Origin of the sequence: Saccharopolyspora terrae (assembly GCF_004348435.1) — a bacterium.
Taxonomy (GTDB): domain Bacteria; phylum Actinomycetota; class Actinomycetes; order Mycobacteriales; family Pseudonocardiaceae; genus Saccharopolyspora; species Saccharopolyspora endophytica.
The window spans coordinates 21,017-29,028 of sequence record NZ_SMKS01000071.1 but is presented as its reverse complement, the minus strand read 5'-3'; the positions used below and the strand labels follow the sequence as shown (position 1 = coordinate 29,028).

6 protein-coding genes are annotated in these 8,012 nt (G+C 70.1%); 4 read left to right on the top strand and 2 right to left on the bottom strand.

From position 1 onward, the window contains the following. Positions 1–199: 199 nt before the first annotated feature. The gene (locus E1181_RS26725) at positions 200–2,854 is read right to left on the bottom strand and encodes a glycosyl hydrolase family 65 protein (RefSeq protein ID WP_132678938.1); all 2,655 of its coding nucleotides are present in this window, start codon (positions 2,852–2,854) and stop codon (positions 200–202) included. Positions 2,855–3,034: 180 nt separating this feature from the next. Here E1181_RS26725 and E1181_RS26720 point away from each other — a divergent pair, with 180 nt between their 5' ends. Beyond that, positions 3,035–4,207 (top strand): zinc ribbon domain-containing protein, encoded by a 1,173-nt coding sequence (locus tag E1181_RS26720; protein WP_235877068.1) that lies wholly within the window; start codon positions 3,035–3,037, stop codon positions 4,205–4,207. An 86-nt stretch (positions 4,208–4,293) separates the two neighbouring features. Here E1181_RS26720 and aztA read toward each other — a convergent pair whose 3' ends face one another. Then, positions 4,294–4,986 (bottom strand): zinc ABC transporter ATP-binding protein AztA, encoded by a 693-nt coding sequence (aztA, locus tag E1181_RS26715; protein WP_132678936.1) that lies wholly within the window; start codon positions 4,984–4,986, stop codon positions 4,294–4,296. A gap of 88 nt (positions 4,987–5,074) precedes the next feature. Between aztA and aztB the strand changes: the two genes are divergently transcribed. The 3 genes from aztB to aztC are packed head-to-tail and all read left to right on the top strand — an operon-like array spanning position 5,075 to position 8,006. After that, positions 5,075–5,947, top strand: coding sequence for a zinc ABC transporter permease AztB (gene aztB, locus E1181_RS26710; protein ID WP_132678934.1), 873 nt, complete (start codon positions 5,075–5,077; stop codon positions 5,945–5,947). Further along, positions 5,944–7,098, top strand: coding sequence for a hypothetical protein (locus E1181_RS26705; RefSeq protein ID WP_165944763.1), 1,155 nt, complete (start codon positions 5,944–5,946; stop codon positions 7,096–7,098). The genes aztB and E1181_RS26705 overlap by 4 nt, the downstream gene beginning before the upstream one ends. Then, a complete protein-coding gene (gene aztC, locus E1181_RS26700) occupies positions 7,095–8,006 on the top strand; it encodes a zinc ABC transporter substrate-binding protein AztC (protein WP_132678932.1) in 912 nt (303 codons plus the stop codon). Before E1181_RS26705 ends, aztC begins: the two co-directional genes overlap by 4 nt. Positions 8,007–8,012 lie beyond the last annotated feature (6 nt).

Genomic DNA, 8,012 nt, shown 5'->3' with positions numbered 1-8,012 from the left:
GGACCCGGATTTCAGTGGAAGTTGGGGACCGGGCTTCAGTGGAAGTTGGGGACTTGAGGTTTCACGGGTGCGAGGGGTGGGGGAGTGGGCGGTTTTGGTCTGAACCGACCGGGTGGAAGGAGTTTTGATCATGGGCGGTTCGGGCCAGGACTGACCGGTGCCCCGGGGTGCAGGGGGTGCACCCCGGGGCACCGAGGCATCAGCGGACTTCGAGTTCGCTGATGCCCGTGTGGTCCGGGCTTTCGGGACCGGTGAGTTCGACTCGGACGTAGCGGGCCAGGTGACCCTCCGACAGCTGTGCCGGGGCCTCGGTGAACGTGCGGCCGTCGAGCGAGGTCAGCAGGCGGTGCGAGGTCGGGGCGATCTCGCTCCAGCGCGGCGCGATCTGCGAGATCCGCTGCGCTGCGCCGAGGTCGACGGTGGCCGAGCCCTGCGGGCCGTTGAGGTGCCACGGCGTGGCCGCGTTGCCGTCGACGGCCGCTTCGGCGTAGCGACCGGGTTCCTCGCTGGTGGCCTCCGCCGACTTGCAGCGCGCCAGGTTGTCGGTCGGCTCCAGGTCCGGCCTGCGGGTCTTGAGCATCAGCGGCTGCGCCTCGCTGACCACGTGCTCGCCCTCCGGGGCCTGCACGGTGAACGGGTCACCGCTGCGCAGGACCACCGTCGTCTGGTGGCCGCCGATGCGGACGTCGAACGTGCGGCCCTGCCACTTCAGCCCGGTCAGCTCGACGCCCTCGCCGAGTTGCGGCGGCAGCGTCGGGTCGAGGACGACCTCGTCGCCGCGCCAGCGCATGCCCGTCAGCCCGTGGGTGAAGACCTGCGTGTAGCCGCCGGCACCGGTGAGGAAGTTGAACGTCGGCGCGCCCGCCCCTTCACCGGCTCGTTCGCCGCGCGCCTCGGAGAACTGGGCGAACGGGTCCTTCTCGAACGGACGGATCGACCGGTCGAGGTAGGTGTTGGTCGCGCAGCCGGGTTCGCCGATGGCGGCGGCGTCGATGGCGTGCGCGGAGTCGGTCATCGCCGGCCCGTCGGGGTCGGTGCGCGGCGCGTAGTAGTCGAGCGTGTTCTGCGCGACCGATTTGGGCATCGGCCATTCCAGCGGGTACTGCAGCAGCACCGCGTCGGCCTGCTTGATCCGCTGACCCGCGTACCCGTCGTACTGCCGGAACACCTGCGCCTGCTGGTCGAAGGGCATCCGCACCTTCTCGGCGATGGCGTTCCACGCCGGGGGAGCGGGTTCGCCGAGGACCCGCGCGGCCTCGCTGGCGTGCCGCAGCGCGGTGGCCGCGCCCGCGTTGGTGAACACACCGTCGTTGACGCCGTTGCTGTACTCGTCCGGGCCCGCGACGTCGTTGATCGAGAAGGTGCCGTCGGCGTTGGGCGTCACGCGCCCTGCCCAGTACTCGGCCACGCCGCGCAGCACCGGCCAGCCGTGCTCGCGCAGCCAGGTCTTGTCGCCGGTGGCCAGGTAGTACTGCCAGGTGGACAGCGCGATGTCGCTCTGCAGGTGGTTCTGGGTCAGGCAGTGCGGCGGGTCCCAGCTGTGGCAGTCCTTCTGCAGGTCACCGCTGTCGGCGCTGGTCCACGGGTAGAACGCGCCCTGCTGTCCGATGGACCGGGCGTTGGCGCGCGCGGCGGGCAGCGTCTTCTCCCGGTAGGCCACGACGGACTTCGCGATGTCGGGGTGCTGCAGCAGCAGGCTCGGGTACATCCACAGCTCGGTGTCCCAGAAGTTCAGGCCCGCGTAGTTGTCGCTGCTCAGACCGGCGGGAGCGACGCTGGTGTCCTGGCCTTCGCGGATGCTCGACAGGATCGCGTACTTGCTGGAGCGCAACGACTTCTGCAGGTCGGGGCGGTCCGGGACGCGGATGTCGCTCTCCCACAGCTCCTTCCACGCCGCGGCGTGGTCGTCGAAGAGGTCGTCCCAACCGCGCTCGGCGGCTTCCTGCGAGGCCCTGACGGCGGCGGCCTCGTGATCCGGTGTGGTCAGCGCGGTGTCAACGCCGACGAACTTGCCGAACTCGTAGGTATTGCCCTGCTCCGCGTCGAAGCCGACCTTCTGCTCGGCGTCGAGGCCGTCGACGCGCTGCTGCGAGGTCGCGCGCACGTCGTCGGGTGCGACCAGCGTGGACGCGACGGTGCCGCGAGCGCCGACGCCGTCGGTCTCGAAACCGACGCGCACGGTCTCACCCTCGGCCTTCCCCGCGGTCGGGTGCATCCGGCGGGCGCCCGCGCCCTCGATCGCGCCGGACACCTCCACCTGCCCCGACCAGCGCGGAGCGACCCGCGCGCGGACGGCTCCGACGTGCGGGTTGGTCCGGTCGGCCACGACGTCGTAGGTGAGATCGGTGACCTTGCCGTCCGGGGCTGTCCAGGTCAGCGACGTCGACACGACACCGCACTGGACGTTCAGCGCCTGGCGGAAGTTCGAGATCTGCTCCGGCGGGGTCTGCGGGCTGAAGGTGTGCTCGCCGGCGCGGACGGTCAGCGACGACCAGGTCGGGATGGCCGCGATGGCGTGCCTGGGCACGTCGGTCTGCGAACTGGGACCTTCGCCGTAGAGGCCGGTGACGAAAGCACCGTCGTAGCGCGGGGTTTCGAGCGGGAACCCGGTCTTCTCGCCGGTGGCGACGTAGCCGGCGCCGGTCGGTGGCACGCGCTGCGAGAGGTAGCCGTTGCCCACGAAGGCGTGCGAGGTGTAGGCGGGGTCGAACCGGTCGGTCGACATCTCCCACGTGTCGTCGCTCGCGCAGCGCGAGGGCGGCTCGGCCGGGCCGGCGCCTGCGAGGGGCACGACCGCGCCCGCGGTGACCAGCAGCGCGGCACCCAGCACGCTGCTTGAACGATGCAGTTTCACCCGAGTCAACTCCTGTGTTCGATTTCGGATGGTGATCGGGAATCCTGCTTCGAAGGCATTCGCCCGTCAAGTCGAGGTGGTATCGATCATGTCTACGTTTTTTGCAATGGGGAGTGTCCGAAGTGCACGTCGCGTATATGTGGACGCATGAGTTCCTATTCACGACGGCGACTGATCCAATTGTCAGCGGCCGGTGCCGCCGCTTTCGGCGCCGCGTCCTGCGGCATCCGGCCCGCGGAGAACGCGGCCGCAGGCGCCGCGCGGATGAGCTCTCCCACCGGGGTTCTCGGAGCGAACTTCAACGGTGACCCGAGCATCATGACCTGGTCAGGGCTGGAACGCGCCGAGGCGACCTGGGTGCGCGGCTTCGCGGCGATGCCCGACCTCGATGAAGGAGCGGCGGCCGACCACCGGGCGGTCGCCGCTCTGCTGGAGGCGGTTGATCGCAAGTACGGTGCCGTGCTCTCTCTGAAGTTCCCCTATTTTCCGGGTAAGCACGACAGAATTCCTCGGCCGGGAAGCGAGGAGATGAAAAAGGACCTGGCCAGGGTTGACGCAGTGCTGCCCGAGGTGATGGGCGAGGTCGACGTTCTCGTCATCGGCAACGAGCCGTTCATCGAATGTCCCAAGGTCGATTGGACCAACGGCGCGATCAACGACTTCTACGAGGCCGTGGCTCAGCACGTCATCGACTACCGGGCGAAGAACTTCCCCGACGGGTGCAAGACGGTCCTCTACATGGGTGCGCTGAACCACCTCGACCAGCCCGAGGAGTGGATCAACAGCGGTACCGAGCGCTGGATGACCTACGTCCGCGACACACCCGAGATCGAGGGCACCGACATCCACCCGCACGTCGACCGGCCCGACGGCGCCCAGTCGTATCTCGACTACGTCCTGCCCAGGCTCGGCGACAAGAAGTTCCTCGTCACCGAGTTCTCCCTGGTGCACCTGTGGAAGGACCACCTCTCCGACACGATCCCGGCCGCCTACGCCGAGAAGTACGGGGTTCCGGCGGACACCGAGATCTGGCAGGTCATCCGCAACGCGCTGAACAAGCCCTTCCCGAAGCGGCGCTGGTACGACCTGCTGCGCGAAAGCCCCTGGTTCGAGGACAACAAGCACTACCTCAGCGAGCAGATGGCGAAGTTCCGGGCCACCGGCAAGCTCGCCGTGGCCACCTACGGAATCGGCCAGGACGCGGCTATGTCCGGCGTCGACTTCAACGCCAAGAGCACCCCGTGGCTGCTCAACAGCATCTACGCCTCCGCGACCGTGCGGCCCGAACCGAACGGCGAGGCCGCCCCCAACTACGCCTGGCTGGAAGACTTCACACGCGCCCAGAAGGGGTAGGTGCTGATTCCGCACTCGGTTTGCGAGCTGAGTCGGTCACTTGAAACGGCGGCGACCGCCACGTTGTCGAGCCGTTCGCAGTCTCATCATGACGGTGTCCAGACCTCGTTGATCGTGGTGGGGGTGAGGACGTCGTCCGGGGTGCCGGCTGCGTGCACGCGGCCTCGGTGCAGCAGGACGCAGTGGTCGGCCTGGCGCGCTTCGGCGAGGTTGTGCGACACCTGGACGACCGTGCGGCCCGAACGCGTTTCGGCCCGGACGGCATCGGTGATGAGACCGCGGGCCTTCGGGTCGGCGCCCGCGTCGGGTTCGTCGAGCAGCAGCAGTTCCGCGCGCTGCGCGAGCCCTTGCGCGACCAGGACGCGCTGCCGTTGACCGCCGGAGAGCGCGCTCATGCGCTGCTCGGCCAGGTGCCGCACCTCCAGTCGGTCCATCGCGTCATCGATGGCCGCGCGGTCCGCCGCGTTGAGCCTGCGCCACGGTCCGCGCTCGGCCCACCGGCCCATCGCCACGGCGTCGAAGACCGTGCAGGGCAGGGCTTCCGGGATCGCGCTGTGCTGCGGCACGAACGCCGGTCGCCCCTCGTAGTCGTTGCGCTGCGCACCGCTGCTGGGCAGGGTGCCCGCGAGCGCGGCCATCAGCGTGGACTTGCCCGCGCCGTTAGGGCCCACCACGGCGGTTAACCGGGCCGCCGGGAACTCCGCCGACTCGATGTCGAGCACCTGTTTCCCCTGGTAGCCAGCCTGCAAACGGCTGAGTGCGACGGCGGTTCGCGGCATGCTGCTCACGATTTCCTCTCCGGGGCAGTGGGCGAAGTCACGCCACAATGTTGAGAACGACATTCATTTCCACTATAGGTTGATCCCCATGGATTGGCTATTAGTCCCGTTCGGGGTCTCCTTCGTGGAGCGCGCGCTGTGGGCTGGTGTGCTCGTGTCGGTGATCTGCGCCCTGGCGGGGACCTGGGTCGTGCTGCGGGGCATGGCCTTCCTGACCGACGCGATGTCCCACGGCATGCTGCCGGGCGTGGCGATCGCGTCCGTGCTGGGCGGTGACCTGCTGCTGGGGGCCGCGTTGAGCGCCGGTGCGATGGCCGCCGGGGTGTCGGCGCTGGACCGGTCGCGGTGGCTCTCTCGTGACACCGGCATCGGCCTGCTGTTCGTGGGGATGCTGGCGACCGGTGTGATCGTCGTGTCGCACTCGAAGTCCTTCGCCGTCGACCTGACCGGATTCCTGTTCGGCGACGTGCTCGCCGTGACCGACGGCGACCTCGTGCGGCTCGCGATCGCGCTGGTGGTCGCGCTCGTCGTGTCGATCGCCGCCTACCGCCCGTTCCTGGCGCTGACCTTCGATCCGCGCAAGGCCCACACGCTGGGGATGCGCCCGCGCCTGGCCGGTCTGCTGATGACCGGGCTGGTGACGCTGGCGATGGTGATGTGCTTCCAGGTCGTCGGCACATTGCTGGTCTTCGGCCTGCTGATCGCCCCGCCCGCCGCCGCGACCCTGTGGGCCAACCGGGTCCCGCTGGTGATGGCTGGTGCCGCCGCTTTCGGCGCCGCCTCGACGGTGCTCGGGCTGCTCGCCTCGTGGCACTGGGGGACCGCCGCCGGGGCCAGCATCGCCGCCACCTCGGTGGCGCTGTTCTTCCTGTCCGCCCTGCTGTCCGCGCTGCGCGACCGGGGACGGGCGCCGACCACCCGAGCAGAGCACGTCTCGAAGGTAGAGGAGCCGGTCGCGTGAAACGTCGCCGCTTGCAACTGTTCTCGATCGCACTGGGCGCGCTCGCGCTCGGCGCCTGTGCGCAACCACCACCGCCACCACCCCCGGTGCCGCACGGCTACGTCGAAGGCGCCGAGGAGACAGCCGAAGCGCAGTCCCGGCTGATCGTCGCCGAGGACGGGGGAGCGCTGCGCGTGCTCGACCTGCTCACCGAGGAGACCCGGGACCTCCAACCCGTTCCGGGAATCCGGGACGTCGTCACCGACGGCCGCTTCGGCTTCGTGTCGGACGCGAATTCGGTGCACGTCGTCGACAGCGGTGCGTGGACGGTCGATCACGGCGACCACATCCACCACTACCGCGCGGAGATCCGCGAGCTGGGCGAGATCCCGCTCGCCACGCCGGTGCAGGCGCAGAGCGACAAGGTGGTGGTCGCGCTGTCCGGTGCCGACGGCGCGACGGTGCTGCTGAACCGAGAACCGCTGGAGAAGGGCCGGATCGAGCGGGCGGGTGACCTGCGCGTCGAGCCGGGGACCGCCGCCGTGCCCTTCGAGCAGCACGTCCTCGCCCTCTCCGGCGACGCGGTGCGCGTCCTGGACCGCGCCGGCGCCGAAACCGCCCGCATCCCCCAGCCGTGCCCCGAACCCGCCGGAACCGCGGTGACGCGTCGCGGCGTGGTGTTCGGGTGCGCCGACGGAGCGCTGCTCGTCACCGCCGACGACGGGCCGTTCCGCGGCGAGAAGATCGCCTACCCGCCGGGCGCGGCGCCTCGCGCGAGCGAGTTCCACCAGCGCCCCGGCAGCGACACCCTGGCCGCGCTCGCGGGCGAGGACGGCGCGTGGCTGCTGGACCTGTCGAAGCGGTCCTGGAAGCACGTGCCCACCGGCCCGGTGGCGGCGGTCAACGCCGTCGGTGCGGGCGGTTCGCTGCTGTCCGTCGGCACCGACGGGACGATGCGCGCCTACCGGGAGGACGGCACCGAGATCGCCCGCAACCAGGTGATCCCGCCCGGCGGCCCGCCGCCGAGCATCCAGGTCGACACGTCGCGGGCGTACGTCAACGACGTCGCCGCGGGGACCGTGCACGAGATCGACTACAACGACGGTCTGCGCATCGCCCGCAGCTTCCGGCTGGGCGGGCAGGCCGCGCACCTGGTGGAGACCGGCCGATGAAGCGCACCGCAACCCGCGCCGTCCTCGCGCTGATCACCGCGCTGCTGACCCTCACCGCCTGCTCCGCCGGGGCGCAGCAGCGGCCCGGCGTGGTCGTGACGACCAACATCCTCGGCGACATCACACGGCAGATCGTCGGCGACGACGTGCCGGTGTCGGTCCTGATGACGCCCGGAGCCGATCCGCACTCGTTCGGGATCTCCGCGCAGCAGGCCGCCGAACTCGAACAGGCCGACCTCGTGGTGCACAACGGGCTCGGCCTGGAGGAGGGCGTGCAGCGCAACGTCCAAGCCGCGGTCGCCGAGGGCGTTCCGGCCTTCGCGGTCGCCGAGCACGTCGACCCGCTGAAGATCGCCGGGCCGGATTCCCAACCGGACCCGCACTTCTGGACCGACCCGTCGCGCGTCGCCCGCGCCGTCGACCTGATCGCCGACCAGGTCGTGGCCCACGTCGACGGCATCGACGCGGCAGCGGTGAAAGCCCGTGCCGCGCAGTACCGGCAGCAGGTGCTGGCGGTGGAAGCCGAGGCGGCGCAGCGGTTCGAGCGCATCCCGCCCAAGCAGCGCAAGCTCGTCACCAACCACCACGTGTTCGGCTACCTCGCCCAGCGCTACGGGTTCGAGGTGATCGGGGCCGTGATCCCCAGCGGCACGACGCTGGCCTCGCCCAGCGCCTCCGACCTGTCGTCGCTGGCCGACGCCGTTCGCCGCGCGAACGTGCGCACGATCTTCGCCGATTCCTCGCAACCGGACCGGCTGGCGCGGGTGCTGGCCGAGCAGGCCGGCATCGACGTCCGCGTGACGCCGCTGTTCACCGAATCGCTCAGCGAGCCCGGCGGGGGAGCCGCCACCTACCTGGAGATGACCCGCGCGAACACCGAGGCGATCACCTCCGGACTCGGCGCTTGACCACCC